At 63.1% G+C, this 19,068-nt stretch carries 18 protein-coding genes; 11 read left to right on the forward strand and 7 right to left on the reverse strand.

Features of this window, described 5'->3' with window-relative positions; genetic code table 11:
- Positions 1–58 precede the first annotated feature (58 nt).
- The 7 genes from cycA (at position 59) to I8746_RS00430 (ending at position 7,988) form a co-directional block, all read left to right on the forward strand.
- Complete coding sequence (gene cycA, locus I8746_RS00400; RefSeq protein ID WP_003249645.1) at positions 59–1,465, forward strand: D-serine/D-alanine/glycine transporter; 1,407 nt, start codon at positions 59–61, stop codon at positions 1,463–1,465.
- Positions 1,466–1,761: 296 nt separating this feature from the next.
- The gene (urtA, locus tag I8746_RS00405) at positions 1,762–3,027 is read left to right on the forward strand and encodes an urea ABC transporter substrate-binding protein (protein ID WP_012053834.1); all 1,266 of its coding nucleotides are present in this window, start codon (positions 1,762–1,764) and stop codon (positions 3,025–3,027) included.
- A 140-nt stretch (positions 3,028–3,167) separates the two neighbouring features.
- The gene (urtB, locus tag I8746_RS00410) at positions 3,168–4,655 is read left to right on the forward strand and encodes an urea ABC transporter permease subunit UrtB (protein WP_004576469.1); all 1,488 of its coding nucleotides are present in this window, start codon (positions 3,168–3,170) and stop codon (positions 4,653–4,655) included.
- Positions 4,655–5,734, forward strand: a complete 1,080-nt coding sequence (gene urtC / locus I8746_RS00415; RefSeq protein ID WP_088513273.1) for an urea ABC transporter permease subunit UrtC — start codon at positions 4,655–4,657, stop codon at positions 5,732–5,734. Before urtB ends, urtC begins: the two co-directional genes overlap by 1 nt.
- Positions 5,731–6,588, forward strand: a complete 858-nt coding sequence (urtD, locus tag I8746_RS00420; RefSeq protein WP_003249637.1) for an urea ABC transporter ATP-binding protein UrtD — start codon at positions 5,731–5,733, stop codon at positions 6,586–6,588. The genes urtC and urtD overlap by 4 nt, the downstream gene beginning before the upstream one ends.
- A gap of 154 nt (positions 6,589–6,742) precedes the next feature.
- Positions 6,743–7,441, forward strand: coding sequence for an urea ABC transporter ATP-binding subunit UrtE (gene urtE / locus I8746_RS00425; RefSeq protein WP_003249634.1), 699 nt, complete (start codon positions 6,743–6,745; stop codon positions 7,439–7,441).
- Between the two features lie 31 nt (positions 7,442–7,472).
- Positions 7,473–7,988: a GNAT family N-acetyltransferase gene (locus tag I8746_RS00430; RefSeq protein ID WP_088513274.1), complete on the forward strand. Its 516-nt coding sequence runs from the start codon at positions 7,473–7,475 to the stop codon at positions 7,986–7,988.
- Positions 7,989–8,338: 350 nt separating this feature from the next.
- On the opposite strand, the gene I8746_RS00435 is transcribed toward I8746_RS00430, so the two are convergent.
- A complete protein-coding gene (locus I8746_RS00435) occupies positions 8,339–8,644 on the reverse strand; it encodes a chaperone modulator CbpM (protein ID WP_003249630.1) in 306 nt (101 codons plus the stop codon).
- A gap of 2 nt (positions 8,645–8,646) precedes the next feature.
- Positions 8,647–9,606 carry a curved DNA-binding protein gene (cbpA, locus tag I8746_RS00440; RefSeq protein ID WP_088513275.1) on the reverse strand — a complete coding sequence of 320 codons (960 nt, stop codon included), beginning with the start codon at positions 9,604–9,606 and terminating at the stop codon, positions 8,647–8,649.
- Positions 9,607–9,770: 164 nt separating this feature from the next.
- On the opposite strand from cbpA, the gene I8746_RS00445 reads away from it, so the two are divergent.
- On the forward strand, positions 9,771–11,042 hold the full coding sequence (locus tag I8746_RS00445) for an Hsp70 family protein (RefSeq protein WP_003249625.1): 1,272 nt from the start codon (positions 9,771–9,773) through the stop codon (positions 11,040–11,042).
- Between the two features lie 355 nt (positions 11,043–11,397).
- On the opposite strand, the gene I8746_RS00450 is transcribed toward I8746_RS00445, so the two are convergent.
- From I8746_RS00450 to I8746_RS00460, 3 genes are all read right to left on the reverse strand, one after another.
- A complete protein-coding gene (locus I8746_RS00450; RefSeq protein WP_003249623.1) occupies positions 11,398–12,405 on the reverse strand; it encodes an AI-2E family transporter in 1,008 nt (335 codons plus the stop codon).
- 69 nt (positions 12,406–12,474) lie between these two features.
- A complete protein-coding gene (locus tag I8746_RS00455; protein WP_003249621.1) occupies positions 12,475–12,762 on the reverse strand; it encodes a PsiF family protein in 288 nt (95 codons plus the stop codon).
- A 63-nt stretch (positions 12,763–12,825) separates the two neighbouring features.
- On the reverse strand, positions 12,826–13,614 hold the full coding sequence (locus I8746_RS00460; protein ID WP_003249619.1) for a helix-turn-helix transcriptional regulator: 789 nt from the start codon (positions 13,612–13,614) through the stop codon (positions 12,826–12,828).
- Positions 13,615–13,838: 224 nt separating this feature from the next.
- On the opposite strand from I8746_RS00460, the gene I8746_RS00465 reads away from it, so the two are divergent.
- The gene (locus I8746_RS00465; RefSeq protein WP_012053840.1) at positions 13,839–14,720 is read left to right on the forward strand and encodes a DMT family transporter; all 882 of its coding nucleotides are present in this window, start codon (positions 13,839–13,841) and stop codon (positions 14,718–14,720) included.
- A 1-nt stretch (position 14,721) separates the two neighbouring features.
- Here the strand turns inward: I8746_RS00465 and I8746_RS00470 are convergent, their stop codons facing one another.
- The gene (locus I8746_RS00470) at positions 14,722–15,612 is read right to left on the reverse strand and encodes a triacylglycerol lipase (protein ID WP_221099798.1); all 891 of its coding nucleotides are present in this window, start codon (positions 15,610–15,612) and stop codon (positions 14,722–14,724) included.
- Positions 15,613–15,735: 123 nt separating this feature from the next.
- Here I8746_RS00470 and osmE point away from each other — a divergent pair, with 123 nt between their 5' ends.
- Both osmE and I8746_RS00480 read left to right on the forward strand, forming a co-directional pair.
- The gene (gene osmE / locus I8746_RS00475) at positions 15,736–16,077 is read left to right on the forward strand and encodes an osmotically-inducible lipoprotein OsmE (protein WP_004576961.1); all 342 of its coding nucleotides are present in this window, start codon (positions 15,736–15,738) and stop codon (positions 16,075–16,077) included.
- 43 nt (positions 16,078–16,120) lie between these two features.
- Positions 16,121–16,651: a bacterioferritin gene (locus tag I8746_RS00480; RefSeq protein WP_004576962.1), complete on the forward strand. Its 531-nt coding sequence runs from the start codon at positions 16,121–16,123 to the stop codon at positions 16,649–16,651.
- A gap of 38 nt (positions 16,652–16,689) precedes the next feature.
- On the opposite strand, the gene I8746_RS00485 is transcribed toward I8746_RS00480, so the two are convergent.
- Complete coding sequence (locus tag I8746_RS00485; RefSeq protein WP_221099800.1) at positions 16,690–18,756, reverse strand: AsmA family protein; 2,067 nt, start codon at positions 18,754–18,756, stop codon at positions 16,690–16,692.
- Between the last annotated feature and the right edge of the window lie 312 nt (positions 18,757–19,068).

Genomic DNA, 19,068 nt, shown 5'->3' on the forward strand with positions numbered 1-19,068 from the left:
GTTAGCCTAGCCGGCTACCTCTGACAAGAAGACTGGCCTTTACAAGGGAATGCAGCCTATGACGCAAACCTCACCCATAGCGACAGATGAACCGCACCTGCAACGCAACCTGACCAACCGCCACATCCAGCTGATCGCCATCGGCGGCGCGATCGGTACCGGTCTGTTCATGGGCTCAGGCAAGACCATCAGCCTGGCCGGGCCATCGATCATCTTCGTCTACATGATTATCGGCTTCATGCTGTTCTTCGTCATGCGCGCCATGGGCGAACTGCTGCTGTCGAACCTGAACTACAAATCGTTCATCGACTTTTCCGCCGACCTGCTCGGCCCCTGGGCCGGCTACTTTACTGGCTGGACCTACTGGTTCTGCTGGGTGGTCACCGGCATTGCCGACGTGGTCGCGATCGCCGCCTACACCCAGTTCTGGTTCCCCGACCTGCCGCAGTGGATACCGGCGCTGACCTGCGTAGGGCTGCTGCTGTCGCTGAACCTGGTCACCGTAAAAATGTTCGGCGAAATGGAGTTCTGGTTCGCCCTGGTCAAGATCGTTGCCATCCTCGGTCTGGTCGCGACCGGCCTGTACATGGTCATCACCGGCTTCACCTCGCCCAGCGGGCGCACCGCCCAGCTGGCCAACCTGTGGAATGACGGCGGCATGTTCCCCCATGGCCTGATGGGCTTCTTCGCCGGTTTCCAGATCGCCGTGTTCGCCTTCGTCGGCATCGAGCTGGTGGGTACCACTGCCGCCGAAGCGAAGAACCCGGAACGCACCCTGCCGCGGGCGATCAATTCGATCCCGATCCGCATCATCGTGTTCTATGTGCTGGCGCTGATCGCGATCATGGCCGTGACCCCGTGGCGCGACGTGGTGCCAGGCAAGAGCCCATTCGTTGAGTTGTTCGTGCTGGCAGGCCTGCCGGCGGCAGCGAGCATCATCAACTTCGTGGTGCTGACCTCGGCGGCCTCCTCGGCCAACAGCGGCGTATTCTCCACCAGCCGCATGCTCTACGGCCTGTCGCAGGAAGGTGACGCGCCCAAGGCCTTTGAAAAACTGTCGAGCCGTTCGGTGCCGGCCAACGGCCTGTACTTCTCGTGCACCTGCCTGTTGCTCGGTGCGGTGCTGATCTACCTGGTGCCGAACGTGGTCGAGGCATTCACCCTGGTCACCACCGTGTCGGCGGTACTGTTCATGTTCGTGTGGACGCTGATTCTGCTGTCATACCTGAAGTACCGCAAAGACCGCGCGGCGCTGCACCAGGCATCGAACTACAAGATGCCGGGTGGGCGCTTCATGTGCTACGTGTGCCTGTCGTTCTTCGCTTTCATCCTGGTGTTGCTGAGCCTGGAAGCGGATACCCGTTCAGCGCTGGTGGTGACGCCGATCTGGTTTGTGGTGCTGGCGGTGACCTACCAGCTCGTACGCAGCAGGCGCCATCCCCGCACGGCCGTGCGTAACGGCTGATGGCCTCGGGGGCAGCTCCCAAGAAGGCACGGTGTACGCCGTCCGATGTGGGAGCAACTGTCTTGCTCAATTTCTAAAAGCTGGCGAGATCCCTGTGGGAGCGGCCTTGTGTCGCGATGGGCCGCACCGCGGCCCCAATCCTGTGCACACAATTCCATCAGGCACCAACCTGGATCCAACCAACGCCCCAACACCTCGCACAGCCCCTCTAAACCGTACCTTTTGCCACTAGGCACACCCCTTGCAACGCCCTCCCCGCTTGCCCAACACCATAAAAAACTCAGCGGAGAGAGCACATGAAGCGTCGCAGTCTGATCAAGGCCCTTACCCTCAGCGCATCGATTGCGGCGATGGGCCTGAGCTGGAGTATCCAGGCCGCCGAGACCATCAAGGTCGGTATCCTGCATTCGCTTTCCGGGACCATGGCCATTTCCGAGACATCGCTCAAGGACATGGCGCTGATGACCATCGAGCAGATCAACGCCAAGGGTGGCGTGAACGGCAAGATGCTGGAACCGGTGGTGGTCGACCCGGCGTCCAACTGGCCGCTGTTCGCTGAAAAGAGCCGCCAACTGCTGACCCAAGACAAAGTGGCCGTGGTGTTCGGCTGCTGGACCTCCGTGTCGCGCAAGTCCGTTCTGCCGGTGTTCGAAGAACTCAACGGCCTGCTGTTCTACCCGGTGCAGTATGAGGGCGAAGAGATGTCGCCGAACGTGTTCTACACGGGCGCCGCCCCGAACCAGCAGGCCATCCCGGCCGTGGAATACCTGATGAGCGAGGACGGCGGCAGCGCCAAGCGCTTCTTCCTGTTGGGCACCGATTACGTCTACCCGCGCACCACCAACAAGATCCTGCGCGCATTCCTGCACAGCAAAGGCGTGGCCGACAAGGACATCGAAGAGGTGTACACGCCCTTTGGCCACGCTGATTACCAGACCATTGTCGCCAGCATCAAAAAGTTCTCCGCCGGCGGCAAGACCGCTGTCATATCCACAGTCAACGGTGACTCCAACGTGCCGTTCTACAAGGAACTGGCCAACCAGGGCCTGAAGGCCACCGACGTGCCGGTGGTGGCCTTCTCGGTGGGCGAGGAGGAACTGCGCGGCATCGACACCAAACCGCTGGTGGGCCACCTGGCGGCGTGGAACTACTTCGAATCGGTGGATAACCCGGTCAACCAGAAATTCGTCGCCGACTGGAAGGCCTACGCCAAGGCCAAGGGCCTGCCGGGTGCCGACAAGGCCGTGACCAACGACCCCATGGAAGCCACCTACGTGGGCATCCACATGTGGGCCCAGGCTGTCGAGAAAGCCAAGTCCACTGACGTTGACAAGGTCCGCGAAGCACTGGCCGGGCAGAGCTTCGAGGCGCCGTCGGGCTTCACCCTGACCATGGACAAGACTAACCACCACCTGCACAAGCCGGTGATGATCGGCGAGATTCAGGATGACGGCCAGTTCAGCGTGGTGTGGGAAACCGAGCAGCCACTGCGGGCGCAGCCATGGAGCCCGTTCATTCCGGGCAATGAGAAGCGGCCAGATTACGCCGTGAAAGGTAACTGAGTGCATGGGGCTGCTTTGCAGCCCATTCGCGGGTGAACCCGCTCCTACAAGGACCGCGCAGGTTTCAAACCTTGCACCGTCCCTGTGTAGGCGCGGGTTCACCCGCGAAGAATCCAACACCGATTTCCAGGATTGCCCGCATGCTCAGACTCCTGCTCACCCTTCTCCTGCTAATGCCCCTGGCAACCCACGCCAGCGAGGGCGAATTCTTTCTCACCGCCAAGCCCGCCGAGCAAGGCCGCCTGCTCGAAGGTTGGGCAGCACAACCCGATGCTGCGCGCCTGCCGCTGCTGGAAAACCTGCGCCAAGGCCGCATCGCTGCCGACGACACCCGCAAGGTGCGCCTGAACAACCGCCTGCGCGGCCTGATCGACAACGCCCTGGCCAGCCACCAGTTGCTCAGCGACAACAGCGACACCCGCCTGGCCGCGGCCCAGCAATTGCAGAAAAGCGCACAACCCGCGCAAATGGCCTTCCTCGACCGGCGCTTCGCCGCCGAGCCGGACGCCGCTGTACAGGCCGCCCTCGGCCTGGCCCTGGCCAACCTGCAACTGGGCGCCAGCGAGCCAGCAGTGCGCCTGGCCGCCGTGCGCCTGCTGGGTGAAACCGGCGACCCGCTGGCCCGCACGCGCCTCGAAGCCCTGCTGCAGCCCGATGCGGAACGCGACCCGGGCGTGCGCACAGCCGCCGAAACGAGCCTGGCCCAGGTCAAGCGCAAACTGCTGGTAGGCGAACTGCTCGGCCAGGCCTTCAGCGGCCTGTCGCTGGGTTCGGTCCTGCTGCTGGCAGCGCTGGGCCTTGCGATCACCTTCGGCCTGCTTGGGGTGATCAACATGGCCCATGGCGAGATGTTGATGCTCGGCGCCTACAGCACCTACATGGTCCAGGTACTGCTGCAGCGCTTCGCCCCAGGCGCCATCGAGTTCTACCCGCTGATTGCCCTGCCGGTGGCGTTCGCCGTCAGTGCCGGGGTAGGCATGGCGCTGGAGCGCACGGTGATCCGCCACCTGTACGGCCGGCCACTGGAAACCCTGCTGGCCACCTGGGGCATCAGCCTGATCCTGATCCAGGCCATCCGCCTGCTGTTCGGCGCGCAGAACGTCGAGGTGAGCAACCCGGCCTGGCTGTCCGGCGGCATCCAACTGCTGCCCAACCTGGTGCTGCCGTACAACCGCCTGGTCATCATCGGCTTCGCCCTGGCCGTGGTGCTGCTCACCTGGCTGCTGCTCAACCGTACCCGGTTGGGCCTGAACGTGCGCGCAGTCACCCAGAACCGCAACATGGCCGCCTGCTGCGGCGTGTCCACCGGGCGCGTCGACATGCTCGCCTTTGGCCTTGGCTCGGGCATCGCCGGGCTCGGTGGCGTGGCCTTGAGCCAGGTGGGCAATGTCGGCCCGGACCTGGGCCAAAGCTACATCATCGATTCATTCCTGGTGGTGGTGCTCGGCGGCGTCGGGCAACTGGCCGGTAGCCTCTGGGCCGCGTTCGGCCTGGGCATCGCCAACAAGCTGCTGGAGCCGCAGATCGGTGCCGTACTCGGCAAGATCCTCATCCTTGCGTTGATCATTCTGTTCATCCAGAAACGCCCGCAAGGCCTGTTCGCCCTCAAGGGACGGGTAATCGACTGATGAACCAGCCACTGCTTGTCACTGCTACGCAAAAGGCCGGCCCACGCCTGACCCTTACCCTCGGTGCCGTCGTCGTCCTGCTGCTGGTGGCTTTGCCACTGTGCTCACTGCTGCCGGCAGACCATGCTCTACAGGTGTCGGCCTACACCCTGACCCTGGTCGGCAAGATTCTTTGTTACGCCATCGTCGCCTTGGCCCTGGACCTGGTCTGGGGCTATGCCGGGCTGCTGTCACTGGGCCATGGCTTGTTCTTCGCCCTGGGCGGCTATGCCATGGGCATGTACCTGATGCGGCAGGCCGCCGGCGACGGCCTGCCCGGGTTCATGACATTCCTGTCGTGGACCGAGCTGCCCTGGTACTGGGCTGGTACCCAGTATTTCGCCTGGGCCCTGTGCCTGGTGGTGCTGGCGCCCGGGCTGCTGGCGCTGGTGTTCGGCTGGTTCGCTTTCCGCTCGCGGATCAAAGGCGTGTACTTCTCGATCATGACCCAGGCCCTGACCTTTGCCGGCATGCTGCTGTTCTTCCGCAACGAAACCGGCTTCGGCGGCAACAACGGCTTCACCAGCTTCCGCACCATCCTCGGCTTCGACATTGCAGCCCAGGGCACCCGCGCGGTGTTGTTCCTGCTGACCGTGGGCCTGCTGCTGGCCAGCCTGTACCTGTGCTGGCGCCTGACCCGCAGCAAGTTCGGCCGCCTGCTCACCGCGGTGCGTGACGCTGAAAACCGCATGATGTTCTGTGGCTACGACCCGCGCGGCTTCAAGCTGCTGGTGTGGGTACTGAGCGCCGTGCTGTGCGGCCTGGCCGGTGCGCTGTACGTGCCGCAGGTAGGCATCATCAACCCCAGCGAGATGTCGCCGACCAACTCGATCGAAGCCGCCGTCTGGGTAGCCTTGGGCGGGCGCGGCACGCTGATCGGCCCGCTGCTCGGTGCCGGCCTGGTCAACGGTATGAAAAGCTGGTTCACCGTGGCCTTCCCCGAGTTCTGGCTGTTCTTCCTCGGCGCGTTGTTCATCCTCGTTACCCTGTACCTGCCCAAGGGCGTGGTCGGCCTGTTGAAGAAAAGGAGCCAGCCATGAGAGGCGTGCCCCCAGTCCACCCGGAGTTCATGCTGGAACCGGTATTCGACAACCTCGGCGCCGGGCGCGATGCCATCGGCCTGGGCCACAGCCGCAAGGCCGGCCTGGATACCCGCCACGGTACGGTGCTGAGCCTGGAAGACATCAGCGTCAGCTTCGATGGTTTCAAGGCGCTCAACGCGCTGAACCTGTACATCGGGGTGGGCGAGCTGCGCTGCATCATCGGCCCCAACGGCGCCGGCAAGACCACGATGATGGACGTAATCACCGGCAAGACCCGCCCCGACAGCGGCACGGCTTACTTCGGCGATACCCTCGACCTGACCCGCATGAGCGAATACCAGATCGCCCAGGCCGGCATTGGCCGCAAGTTCCAGAAGCCCACAGTGTTCGAAGCGCTGACCGTGTTCGAGAACCTGGAACTGGCGCTGAAGACCGACAAGTCGGTGTGGGCCAGCCTGGCCGCGCGCCTGAGCGGTGACCAGCGCCAGCGTATCGAGGACGTGCTGACCACCTTGCGCCTGCTGCCGCTGGCGCAGCGCCAGGCCGGCTTGCTGTCGCATGGGCAGAAGCAGTTTCTGGAGATCGGCATGCTGCTGGTGCAGGAGCCGCAACTGCTGCTGCTCGATGAACCGGTGGCCGGCATGACCGATGCCGAGACCGAATTTACCGCCGAGCTGTTCAAGGGCCTGGCTGGCAAGCATTCGCTGATGGTGGTGGAGCATGACATGGGCTTCGTCGGCAGCATTGCCGACCATGTGACCGTGCTGCACCAGGGGAGCGTGCTGGCGGAAGGCTCGCTGGAGCAGGTGCAGGCAGATGAGCGGGTGGTCGAGGTGTATCTGGGCCGGTGACCGGATTTGAAATTTTTGGCGCCTGTGCCGGCCTCTTCGCGGGTAAACCCGCTCCTACAGGGGGCGTAATGCCATGGGGCGGTTCCCGTCGTAGGAGCGGGCTTGCCCGCGAAAAGGCCGGCTTAGGCACAGCATCCCTTTCAGGAACTCTCACATGCTCAAGATCGACACCCTGCACCAGTACTACGGCGGCAGCCACATCCTGCGCGGCCTGTCCTTCGAAGCCAAGGTCGGCGAAGTGACCTGCCTGCTGGGCCGCAACGGCGTGGGCAAGACCACCTTGCTGCGCTGCCTGATGGGCCTGGTGCCCGCCCGCGACGGCAGCATCGAATGGGAAGGCAAGCCGATCACCGCGTTCAAACCACAGCAACGGGTGCAGGCCGGCATCGCCTACGTGCCCCAGGGCCGCGAGATCTTCCCGCGCCTGACCGTCGAGGAAAACCTGCTGATGGGCCTGTCGCGCTTCCCCGCCCGCGAAGCCCGCGAGGTCCCGGCCTTCATCTACGAGCTGTTCCCTGTGCTGGAGCAGATGAAACAACGCCGCGGTGGCGACCTGTCTGGCGGCCAGCAGCAACAGCTGGCCATCGGCCGCGCCCTGGCCAGCCGCCCACGCTTGCTGATTCTCGACGAGCCGACCGAAGGCATCCAGCCGTCGGTGATCAAGGAGATCGGCGCGGTCATCCGCCGCTTGGCCGAGCGTGGCGACATGGCAATTTTGCTGGTGGAGCAGTTCTACGACTTTGCCGAAGCGCTGGCTGACCAGTACCTGGTCATGGCCCGCGGCGAAATCATCCAGCGCGGCCGCGGCGAAAACATGCAAGCCGAAGGTGTACGCGGGCTGGTAACCATTTAATCTGCGAACAACGACTTTGCGAGACGCTGTCATGAGCTACGAAATTCGCGATGCCCGGCCCACCGATGTGCCGGGCATACTGGACATCTACAACGACGCGGTGCTCAACACCACAGCGATCTGGAACGAAACCCCAGTGGACCTCGGCAACCGCCAGGCCTGGTTTGAAGCGCGGGCGCAGCAGGGCTACCCGATTTTGGTAGCTACAGATGAGACGGGCGTGCTGGGGTATGCCTCGTTTGGCGACTGGCGGCCGTTCGAGGGCTTTCGCCTGACTGTGGAGCACTCGGTGTATGTCCGTGGCGACCAACGGGGCAAGGGAGTGGGGCCGGTGTTGATGGCCGCGCTGATCGAGCGTGCGAAGGGGTGCGGCAAGCATGTGATGGTGGCGGCCATCGAGAGTGGCAATGCGGCGTCGGTTCGCCTGCATGAGCGGCTGGGCTTCGTGGTGACCGGCCAGATGCCGCAGGTGGGGGTAAAGTTTGGCCGCTGGCTTGATCTGACCTTCATGCAACTGGTGCTGAACCCGGGCGCCGAACCGACCTGAAATACGGTCCATTGCGGGCGCAACCTTGGGTCGCGAACGGGCTGCAAAGCAGCCCTGGCAATTTTTCGGTGAAACAAAGATCTGGGGCTGCTGCACAGCCCATCGCGACACAAGGCCCCCCACAGATACCGGCAAGGCCTGATCGTCAAACAGCCAGTCCTCCGGCGTTCGCCCGGAAGGTTGAACCCGGGCGCCGGACCGACCTGAAATGCGGTCCATTGTGGGAGCGGCCTTGTGTCGCGAACGGGCTGCAAAGCAGCCCTGGCAATGTTGCGGTGGAGCAAAGATCTGGGGCTGCTGCACAGCCCATCGCGACACAAGGCCGCTCCCACAGATGCCGGCAAGGGAACCTACATCTGAATAAACCGGCCCAGCCGCTGCTTCAGCATGTTGTTCTCACTGCGCAACTGCTGCACCTCCTGCAGTAGCTCCAGCGCCAGCGCCACCCCTTCCCACTCCAGTTCCAGCTCCTGGTGCAGCTTCACCGCTCGTTTGGTCACCAGCGGCGCCTGATCGTCAAACAGCCAGTCCTCCGGCGTTCGCCCGGAAGGTTCGACAATGCCATGTTCGACGATTTCGATCACGCATTCAGCCGTGACATCGGCTTCCTGACACAGGGTACGCATGTCCAGTTGAACGATCAGGGTGCTGCTCATGATCACTTACTCCATTGTGTCCTCGGGTTGAACGCAGCTTTCTCGGAAAGCTTGGTCCAGAGTTCGCGGGCAGATTCGTCCGACGCAGGCGGCATCACCACCTTGAGCTGCGCATAAAGGTTGCCGCGCTCTCCCTGCTTGTTGACCAGGCCCTTGCCCGGTACACGCAGGCGCTGGCCGCTCTGGCTGTCAGGACGGATGGTCAGGTTGATCTTGCCATCCAGGGTCGGAACCGCCACCTTGGCGCCCAGGGCCGCCTCCCACGGTGCCAACGGCACAGTGATGATCAGGTCATGACCTTCGACATCGAACAGCGGGTGCGGTGCCATGCGGATGGTCAGGAACAGGTCACCGTTGGCCCCGCCACCGCCGCCCGGCGCACCCTGGCCCTTGAGGCGGATGCGCTCGCCGTCGGTCACCCCAGCCGGAATCCTCACGTTCAAGGTCTTGGTGGTGAAGCCGGTGCGCTGGCCCATGGCATTGGTTTGCGGCACCTGGAAGCTGATCTGCTTGGACTCCTTGCTCAGGGTCTCTTCAAGGAACACTGCCAGTTCAAGCTCCACGTCCTGCCCCCGCCTGCCGGCACTGCGTTGCTGCTGCCGGGCGCCACCGAAGGGGTTGCCACCCGCACTGCGCCCACCGAAGATCGAGCTGAAGAAGTCGGAGAAGTCGCCGCCTTCGAAGCCGCCGCCACCGCCACGGTTTTCCCAACCCGGTGGGGCCTGGAACGGCCGGCCATGCTGGCCGCCGTACTTGCGGATTTCGTCGAACTCGGCACGTTTCTGCGCGTCGCCCAGCACCTCATAGGCCTCGTTGGCCTCCTTGAATTTCTCCTCGGCGTCGCGCTCCTTACTGACATCGGGGTGATACTTGCGCGCCAGTTTGCGGTACGCGGCCTTGATCGCCTTTTCGTCCGCAGTGGGCTCTACGCCGAGTATCTTGTAATAGTCTTTGAAGTCCATTTGTGGATCACCAATGTGAATGTGCGTGTTGCAACTGAAGATAGGGGTCAAGCATAGCCTTTCAAGACCAACTTGGGTTTGCCTCAAGGCAGACGACTGGTCTTGATTCTGTAGCCAACTGGCATACACTGCGCGGCCGTTTTGCCTCCGGAAGCCCATTTCCCATGTCTGACGTATCCCCGGCCCGCGCCCTGGGCATCGACTTTGGCACCTCCAACTCCACGGTCGGTTGGCACCGGCCTGGCGTCGAGTCGCTGATTGCCCTGGAAGACGGCAAGATCACCTTGCCCTCGGTGGTGTTCTTCAATATCGAAGAGCGGCGCCCGGTGTATGGCCGCCTGGCGCTGCACGAGTACCTGGAAGGCTACGAAGGCCGCCTGATGCGCTCGCTGAAAAGCCTGCTGGGCTCGAAGCTGATCAAGCACGACACCAGCGTGCTGGGCAGCGCCCTGCCGTTCAAGGACCTGCTGGGCATGTTCATCGGCGAGCTCAAGAAGCGCGCTGAAGCGGCCGCTGGCCGTGAATTCGACCAGGTGGTGCTGGGCCGCCCGGTGTTCTTCGTCGACGAAGACCCGGCTGCCGACCAGGAGGCCGAGGACACCTTGGCCGAAGTGGCGCGCAAAATCGGCTTCAAGGACGTGTCGTTCCAGTACGAACCGATTGCCGCAGCCTTCGACTATGAGTCGAGCATCAGCCGCGAAGAGCTGGTGCTGATCGTCGACATCGGCGGTGGTACCTCGGACTTCACCCTGATCCGCCTGTCGCCCGAGCGCCATCGGGTCGCCGAGCGCCAAAGCGACATCCTCGCCACGGGCGGTGTGCACATTGGCGGTACCGACTTCGACAAGCAACTGAGCCTTCAGGGCGTGATGCCGTTGTTTGGCTACGGCAGCCGCATGAAGAGCGGTGCGCTGATGCCGACCAGCTACCACCTCAACCTGGCCACCTGGCACACCATCAACGCCTTGTATTCGCAGAAATCACAGTTGGCGCTGGGTAGCATGCGCTATGACATCGAGGACAGCTTCGGCATCGATCGCCTGTTCAAACTGATCGAGCAGCGCGCTGGGCACTGGCTGGCGATGGAAGTAGAAGCCAGCAAGATCGAGCTGACCGAGCATGACAGCCGCCACATCGACCTGCGCCGCGTCGAGCCCGAGCTGACTGCGGAACTGACCCGCGCGCTGTTCGAAGAGGCGATCGAAGGCCTGCTGGAGCGCGTGCGCGGTAGCGTGACCGAACTGCTGGCCAAGGCTGGGGTAAGCGAAGACCAGGTCGATACGGTGTTCTTCACCGGTGGTTCAAGCGGCATTCCGGCGCTGCGCAACAGTGTTTCGGCGATGCTGCCGAATGCGCGGCATGTGGAAGGCAACATCTTTGGCAGCATTGGTAGCGGGCTGGCCATCGAGGCGCGCAAGCGTTACGGCGCGGCCTGATTTGTCGTTTAGCTTGTAGCCGCGAACGGGCCGGGCCTGCTGGCCAATCTCCACCAGTCGTTCACCGTTGCTGCCGCTACCGTATTCGCGGGTAAACCCGCTCCTACGCACCGGTCGGGGGTGGACACACATCGGTGATTGGCCACAGGCCCCTGTGTAGGAGCGGGTTTACCCGCGAAGAGGCCGGGCCTGCTGGCCAATTACCACCCGCCGTTCACCGTTGCCGCCGCTACTGCATTCGCGGGTAAACCCGCTCCTACGCACCGATCGGGGGTGGACACACATCTGTGATTGGCCGCAGGCCGCTGTAGGAGCGGGTTTACCCGCGAAAGGGCCAGTACAGGCCACTACATGATCAGACCAGCTCCGCCCGCTTCAGCTCACTCTTCAGATAGGCATAGTAGATGGGCCCCGCCACGACACCGGGCAGCCCGAACGCCGCCTCGAATACCAGCATCGCCAGCAGCAATTCCCACGCCTTGGCACTGATCTGCCCACCCACGATCCGCGCGTTGAGGAAGTACTCGACCTTGTGGATGACGATCAGGTAACCCAGCGCCGCCGCCGCCACCCAGATCGACAGCGACAGGCCGACGATGGTGATCAAGGTGTTGGACATCAAGTTGCCGATCACCGGCAGCAAGCCCAGCAGGAAGGTCAGCACGATCAGCGTCTTGGTCAGCGGCAGGTGCACGTCGAACAGTGGCATCACCACGGCCAGGAAAATGCCGGTGAAGATCGTGTTGAGCAGCGAGATCTTGATTTGCGCGAACACGATGTTGCGAAACGCTTTCACCAGCAGGCTAAGACGTTCGAACAGCGCCGCCGCCAGGGGCTTGCGCCGGGAGATATCGGGAATACGCTGCAAAGCGATGATGGCGCCGAGGATCATGCCTATGAGCATCGTCACGAACATGTGCGCCATGCCCTTGCCCACCAACTGCAAATCGCTCAGGTGGCTCTTGATCCAGTCACCGATGGCCACCTTGAACTCTGCGGCACTGGCAGGCAGGTAGCCCTCGATGAAGGGTGGCAGCTGACCCCGAGCACGCTCGACCAAGGCCATGAACTTGTCCAGCGAGGCGCCGGGGTTTTCCGCCTCGTGCAGCAGGAAGCTGAAGGCACCGGCAATCAGCAGTGTCAGGGTGCTGACCACCAGCGTGCCGAGCAGCGCCACGGCCAGCCAGCGCGCGCGTTGGCCAGCAAGCAGCGGTTGCAGGCGAGGGGTCAGCATGTTGACCAGTTCGAACACCAGCAGACCGGCCAGCAGGCTGGGCAGCAACTTCAGGGGCAAAGCCAGCAGCAGCCCAGCCATGACGATGATCAGGCTGGCCAGGGTGATCTGACGGGGAGTAAAGGTCATACAGCCTCGACGGCAGACAGCGGGAATGCCGCAGTCTGCCAGCCTTGGCGGCGCAGGCATAGGCGCAGGTCATTTCTTCTTCAGGCAATCGCTCATGAAGGCCTTGCGCTCGTCCCCCTTCAGGGCTTTGGTGGTGGCGTCAGCATTGCAGGTCTTCATTTTGTCTTGCTGGGTTTGTGGCACATCCTTTTTCAGGCAGGTGCTCATGAACGCTTTGCGTTCATCGCCCTTGAGGGCCTTGGCGGTGGCGTCAGCGTTGCAGGTTTTCATCTTTTCCTGCTGCGCGGTATTGGCAGCGAAACCTTGGGCACTGAACAACACCGCCAGGGCCAGTAACGGGATTTGCAGCACTTTCATGGAGTGGTCTCCTTGGCTCCGCGCCCGATGCACGGGGATCGAGCTGAGTGTAGCCAAGAATGTTCAGTGCCCCGCCCGCGCCTGCCGGCGGTACTGCTCGGGCGTACACCGGGCCTGACGCTGGAACATGGCGATGAAGGCCGAAGCGCTGCTGTAGCCGAGGTCGAAGGCGATGGCCTGAATCGGCAGGCCGGCTTCCAGCGCTTCGATGGCACGCAGAAAACGCAGGCGCAGGCGCCATTCGCCAAAGCTGATGCCCAGCTCGCGCAGAAACTGGCGGGCCAGGGTGCGTTCGCTGACGTGCACGCGGGCGGCCCAGTCGGCCAGCGGGCGGTTGTCCCCCGGCTCGGCGCTGAGCGCGTCGAGCACCTGGCGCAAGCCATCGCTGTGGGCAAACGGCAAGTAGCAGGCCAGAGTGGGCGCCAGCAGCAACTGGTCAAGCAGTACCTGTACCAGGCGCTGGTCACGCTCGTCCTCGGCCACCTTGAGATTGCGCCGGGCGAAGTCACCGAGGATAGCCTTGAGGATGTCACTGATCATCAGGCTGCACGGGTGCGATGGCAGCGCTGCGCAAAGGCTGCGGTCGAGGTAGATGGAACGGTAGACGATGGCCTGGGGATTGTAGCAGCCATGCTCGGTGTCGGGCGGCACCCAAACGGCGTAGTGCGGCGGCGACAGGAAGCGCTGGCCGGCCACATCCAGATGCATTACGCCGTGGGCGGTGTAGTTCAGTTGGCCCCAGCCGTGTTGGTGCACGGCGCTGTGGGTGTCGGCAACGAACTCGTCGTGGCGGAAGTACACCGAGGCCGGCAGTTGGGTGAACTGGGGGATATCAAGGTATTTGCGCGGCATGCTGTCTGCTTTGCAGGGTCGATTGTCTGGATAGAAGTATAGGCTTGTTAACAGACATTCGATAATACAGGCCTATCGAGGGCCTGCCTTGCAGGCCTTCGCGGGCTCGCCCGCTCCCACAGGATCTGCGCCAGCCTCCAGGCCTGTGTATCCCCATGGGAACGGGCAAGCCCGCGAGGGCGGCAAGGCAGCCCCAATCCAAGCCCCAATGAGTGACCCGCTACATGAATTACCTGTTCCCCCTCACCGCCATCCTCATCTGGGCTGGCAACACCGTGGTCACCAAGATGTCCGCCGGCGCCATCCACCCTGCGGAGATCGGTTTCTACCGCTGGTTGCTGGCCGCCTTGCTGTTCACGCCGTTCATGCTGCCCGCCGTGTGGCGCAACCGCGCAGCCATCCGCCCGCACCTGACCCAGGTGTTCGTGCTCGGCGTGCTGGGCATGGCGATGTACCAGAGCCTGGCCTACTTCGCCGCCGGCATCACCAGTGCCACCAATATGGGCATCATCCTCTCGCTGATGCCGCTGATGTCACTGGCGCTGTCCATCGCCTGGCTGGGCCAGCGCCTGAGCTACGGTGCCCTGCTGGGCGCGGTGGTGTCATTCTTTGGCGTGCTTGAAGTGGTCAGTGCCGGCCACCCCGCCAGCCTGCTGCAGCAAGGGCTGAACAGCGGCGACCTGTTGATGCTGGTGGCTACATTGGCCTATGCGCTGTACAGCTTCCTGCTGAAGAAATGGCAGCTGCGCCTGCCGCCGATGCAGCTGCTGTACCTGCAGGTTCTGGTGGCCATCGTCGTGTTGCTACCGCTGTTCTTGCTGTCGGACAAGACCGGCCTGAACAGCCACAACATCGGCCTGGTCCTGTATGCCTGCGTACTGGCCTCGATGATCGCGCCACTGGTGTGGATGCAGGCCGTGCACCGCCTGGGGCCCAGCCGCACCACACTGTTCTTCAACTTGCTGCCGCTGGTCACTGCGCTGATCGCCGCCGTGGTGCTCGATGAGCAACTGGCCAGTTACCACCTGGTCGGCGGCTTGCTGACCCTGGCCGGGGTAGTGCTGGCCGAACGCTGGACCACGCCGATCCGCCGCCAACGCACTTGAGCTAAAGCCCCGCCGCCTTGAGCCGGGCCGCATGTTCGGTGAACAGCCGCACCGGCTCCGCGCCTTTGCCCACGGCCCCGAGCGACTGGTTGACGATGTCCAGGTGGTCGAGCGGGTAATCGTCGCCGATCACCTGCCCCAGGTGCGAACTGAAACGCCCGACCATGCCGTCGCAATGGCCCTTTTCCTTGATGAAACTGCGTGCGAACAGGCGGCAGAAGCGGCTGCTGCCGTCAAAGCGGTTGCGCCCCTGGTCTGTCAGGCCGGGTTGCAAGGTGCCGGACCAGGAGTAATAGCGGACGCCATTGACCTCATAGGCCCCTTCCCCACCCCAGGTTTGCGGCAGGCCCTGTGGATAAGCCTGGTTGAACAGCGCCACCCCGGCGCTGGTCAGCGACTGGTGCGAGGCGTGCACATCTACCGGCAGCGGGTCACGACGCCAGCCGGTTTCCAGCCACACCAGCAGCACGGCAAACCCATGCAGCGCGGCCTTGAGGACGCGCCCCTGGGGTGAATGGCCCGGTGCCGTGCGTTCCAGGTGGTCGGCCAGCTCGGAGCCATGGTTGGGCCCCGCCACCGAGGTGACCGACGCCACCCGCTCCGGCCGTTTGGCCGCTGCGTAACGCGCGCTCAGGGCGCCCTGGCTGTGGCCGATGAGGTTGACCTTGTCGACGCCGGTGCGTTGGCAGATATCGTCGATGATCGCCAGCAACTGCTCGCCGCGCACCTCGCTGGAATGCAGCGGCGAAACCTGCACCGGAAACACCTGCGCCCCGCCCTTGCGCAAGGCCGGCACAATGCCGAACCAGTAGGGGTAGAGCACCATCCGGACAAACCCGAGCATGCCTGGCACCAGCACCAGCGGGTATCGCGTTGTCAAATCCTGCTGCATTGCCGCAGCTCCTTTGCGTGTACGACGGGCCAACACTACAGCGGCCATCATGACCATCGCAATCGAACTCCTGGCGCGCGCTGTGGTTCAAAACCACACAGACCCTTTGCAAGGAGCGGGACCATGTACAAGCAGACCCTGGCAATCCTTCTGGCAAGCGCCACCCTGGCCGCCTGCGGCAGCCGCCCGGAAAACCCGGTGGATTACGTCACCTACCGCGATGAGCCGCTGGTCAAGCAGGTGGAGAACGGTATGACCATGCAGAAGGTCATCGCCATTGGCGGCAGCCCGTCGAACGTGATCGACCTGCCGCATGGGGGTACCTGCAACGACTACATCCTTAACCGCGACGGCAAGCAGCAGCCCTATTACGTGCGCTTCGACGCCACCGGCCATGTCGATGCCAAAGGCTTCAAGACCTGCAAGCAACGCCAAGAGGACAGTGACGCCCTGCATGGCGCGTAAGCCTGCGCCCCAACCTGACCCTGACCCCTGCTGGAGATAACCCATGAGCAATGTTGAACTGACCGATGTGAAGACCCTGCGCGAGCGTGCACGCCAGCATGTGGAGCAGGGCGCGGTGACCGAGGGTTACCACGCTGACCGTGAGCAGATCCTGCGCCTGCTTAATGAATCGCTGGCCACCGAGCTGGTCTGTGTTCTTCGCTACAAGCGCCATTACTTCATGGCCAGCGGCATCAAAGCCAGTGTGGCTGCCGAGGAGTTTCTGGAACATGCCAACCAGGAAGCCGAACATGCCGACAAGCTGGCCGAACGCATCGTGCAACTGGGCGGGGAGCCGGACTTCAACCCCGACAACCTGACCAAGCACTCGCATGCCCAGTACGTGGCCGGCAATTCGTTGAAAGAGATGGTGCTGGAAGACCTGGTGGCAGAGCGGATTGCCATCGACAGCTACCGCGAGATCATTCAGTACATCGGGGATAAAGACCCGACTACCCGTCGTATCTTCGAAGACATCCTGGCGCAGGAAGAAGAGCACGCGGACGATATGTCCGACCTGTTGCAAGGCCTTTGATTTCTGACACCCTCATGGGGCCGCTTTGCGGCCCCTTGCTATTTCCGCGCTTTCACCGCTGCCGGCGCCTTGCCTGCCTTCATCTGCTGCAACAACGGTGTGCACTGGTTCGGGTCATCCCCGCTGCTGGGCGCAATCAGCGCCAGCAACCCCGCCGCCGGCCCAGCCACCACACCCAGCGCAACCATGCCTGCGCCACGCAACGCCAGCGGCAATGCCTGCACACCGGCGTTCGGTTTGGCAAACGGTCCGCGCACATACAGGGGTGAACGCAACGAGAACAACCGCAGCCCTTTCGATTCCGGGGTGATGTTCAAATCCAGTTGCTCGGAAGCGAAATTCGCCGTGCCGTCGATGTAGATGATCGCGTTCTCGGTATCGAAGATGAACAGCCGCGTAGTCGCCAGGCCATCCTTGATGCCCACATCGGCCGCCGCACAGTTGATCTTCACGTCCTCATCACCAAACAGCTTGCCGACCACATAGTTGCCCACGTTCAAGCCGGCAATTTCCATCAGGCTGCGGCTGATGGCGCCATCGTTGATCAGCATGCGCAAGTCGCCATTGGCTGTACCCAGCAAGGCGGCTACCGAGTTGCCACGGCCGCTGATGTCGGCGTCGCCATTGAGCTCACCAAAGCTGGTCTGCATTGGCGCGAAGGTAGGGAACAGTTGCTTGAGCTTGAAGCCACGCGCAGTCAACTTCGCGCGCCCCTGCAAGGGCACGCTGCGCCCGTCCAGGCGGATGTTGGAGGCCAGGCTGCCGCCGGCCACGCCAAAGCGCAGGGGCTCCAGGCGTAACAGGCCGTCTTCGAGCACCACATGGGCCGACAGGTCAGTGAATGGCAGTTGCGCGCTGTGCACGATGCGCTTGCCAGCAAAGGTGACATCAGCGTCCATTGCCCGCCAACGCTCGGTGCGAAACGCCTCCACTGGCAGCACCTTGCCTGCAGGCTGCTTGCTGGCACCGCCGCGGGCCTTCTGTTCGGCATTGGAGTCGGCACCGATCAGCGGCGCCAGGTCCTTGAACAGCAACTGGTTCGATACCAGGTTGCCGGACAGTCTGGGCCGTGGCTGGCTGGCAACGAAGGCCAGGTCCCCATGGATATCGCTGTCGCCGATCTTGCCGTTGAAGCCCTGGTAATTGAACGACGCCCCTTGCGCCGCCTGCAGGTTGGCGCTTAGGCGGCCGTCGGTGGAATAGGCCGGGGTGTCAGGCAAGGTGACGCCGGTCAATGGGTAGAGGTTGCCCAGGCTGGCACCCGACAAACGCAGGCGCAGGTCGAGGGCACCAAGGTTGCGCGGGTCGGTGAGGGTGCCGGCGAGCACCACATGGGTGTCGGCGATGCGCACGTCGGCCTGCAGCGGGAACGGCTGGCTGGCGTCCTGCAGGGCCAGCAGGCCGCCGATCTTGCCGGTGCCGGACACTGGCTGGCCTTTGTAGCGGCCCTGGGCCTTGAGGCCGAAGGCATAGTCCTGCGCACCGCTGGCCTTCTCGGCACTGGCCTTGCCGACAATCTCACTGAACGGGATTGGTTTGCCAAGCGGGTCAATCTGCACCTTCATGCTGGTTTTGAGGGTCTGGTCGTCGAAGCTGACGTTGCCTTGGTCAAAGCCGATGGCGCCGATGTCCAGCTGCCATTTGGAAGGTTCAGCGTTTTCATCCTTGGGGCCGAAGTCGAAGACCCAGTTGGCGCGGCCATCGGCCAGGCGAGTGAGGCTGGCAGTGGGCTTGGTGAGGTTGATGCGGGGTATGCTGATCTGCTGGAACACCAGCGGTAACGGCGCCAGGCGAAACTCCACGCGCTCAAGGCCGACCATCTTCGGCTCCTTGAGCCACTCGGGGTTGCCCAGCGTCAGGTCTTCGGCAATGAAGTGCGGCCAAGGCACCCAGGCACGCCAGCCGCCCTCTTCGGGCTCGGTACGCCAGTGCACGGCGAGGTTGCCGTTGATCGCGAAGGGCCGATGCAAGGCTTCGGAGACCTTCTCGTTGAGCAGTGGCTTGACGCGGTTCCAGTCGAAGGTGGCAATCACTACCACCAGGATCGCCAGCACGGTAAGCAGGCTGGCGAGGGTCCAGACGAGGATTCTGGCGGGACGCGTCATTGCGTATTTCTCCTTGCGGCATGACAGAAAACAGGCGCAGCGATGGCCTCAATAACTCCGACTGATGAAAACCCGTGAGGTTTTATCGGTGGCGCCATGATAGCGAAGTTTTTCCTGGCCTCTTGCTCAGAAATTTGTCTTACCAGACTGCACATGTTACCCACCGCCAACCGGGCAAGGGGATTGCCTGCATGGCTGCAATGGCCGGAATAGACGCCCTGAAAACCTCTATCAATATGGTCGATTGTTACCATTACCCGTATGAACTTCTCTCTGGCGTTACGCGGCGTAGCATTGGCTTCGTACCGACTT

It is taken from the genome of Pseudomonas sp. USTB-Z, from assembly GCF_019691255.1.
Classification (GTDB): Bacteria; Pseudomonadota; Gammaproteobacteria; order Pseudomonadales; family Pseudomonadaceae; genus Aquipseudomonas; species Aquipseudomonas alloputida.

Bases quoted from the DNA above. Each gene is read 5' to 3' on its own strand.
- cycA (WP_003249645.1), top strand. From the start codon at position 59: ATGACGCAAACCTCACCCATAGCGACAGATGAACCGCACCTGCAACGC.
- urtA (WP_012053834.1), top strand. From the start codon at position 1,762: ATGAAGCGTCGCAGTCTGATCAAGGCCCTTACCCTCAGCGCATCGATT.
- urtB (WP_004576469.1), top strand. From the start codon at position 3,168: ATGCTCAGACTCCTGCTCACCCTTCTCCTGCTAATGCCCCTGGCAACC.
- urtC (WP_088513273.1), top strand. From the start codon at position 4,655: ATGAACCAGCCACTGCTTGTCACTGCTACGCAAAAGGCCGGCCCACGC.
- urtD (WP_003249637.1), top strand. From the start codon at position 5,731: ATGAGAGGCGTGCCCCCAGTCCACCCGGAGTTCATGCTGGAACCGGTA.
- urtE (WP_003249634.1), top strand. From the start codon at position 6,743: ATGCTCAAGATCGACACCCTGCACCAGTACTACGGCGGCAGCCACATC.
- I8746_RS00430 (WP_088513274.1), top strand. From the start codon at position 7,473: ATGAGCTACGAAATTCGCGATGCCCGGCCCACCGATGTGCCGGGCATA.
- I8746_RS00435 (WP_003249630.1), bottom strand. From the start codon at position 8,644: ATGAGCAGCACCCTGATCGTTCAACTGGACATGCGTACCCTGTGTCAG.
- cbpA (WP_088513275.1), bottom strand. From the start codon at position 9,606: ATGGACTTCAAAGACTATTACAAGATACTCGGCGTAGAGCCCACTGCG.
- I8746_RS00445 (WP_003249625.1), top strand. From the start codon at position 9,771: ATGTCTGACGTATCCCCGGCCCGCGCCCTGGGCATCGACTTTGGCACC.
- I8746_RS00450 (WP_003249623.1), bottom strand. From the start codon at position 12,405: ATGACCTTTACTCCCCGTCAGATCACCCTGGCCAGCCTGATCATCGTC.
- I8746_RS00455 (WP_003249621.1), bottom strand. From the start codon at position 12,762: ATGAAAGTGCTGCAAATCCCGTTACTGGCCCTGGCGGTGTTGTTCAGT.
- I8746_RS00460 (WP_003249619.1), bottom strand. From the start codon at position 13,614: ATGCCGCGCAAATACCTTGATATCCCCCAGTTCACCCAACTGCCGGCC.
- I8746_RS00465 (WP_012053840.1), top strand. From the start codon at position 13,839: ATGAATTACCTGTTCCCCCTCACCGCCATCCTCATCTGGGCTGGCAAC.
- I8746_RS00470 (WP_221099798.1), bottom strand. From the start codon at position 15,612: ATGCAGCAGGATTTGACAACGCGATACCCGCTGGTGCTGGTGCCAGGC.
- osmE (WP_004576961.1), top strand. From the start codon at position 15,736: ATGTACAAGCAGACCCTGGCAATCCTTCTGGCAAGCGCCACCCTGGCC.
- I8746_RS00480 (WP_004576962.1), top strand. From the start codon at position 16,121: ATGAGCAATGTTGAACTGACCGATGTGAAGACCCTGCGCGAGCGTGCA.
- I8746_RS00485 (WP_221099800.1), bottom strand. From the start codon at position 18,756: ATGACGCGTCCCGCCAGAATCCTCGTCTGGACCCTCGCCAGCCTGCTT.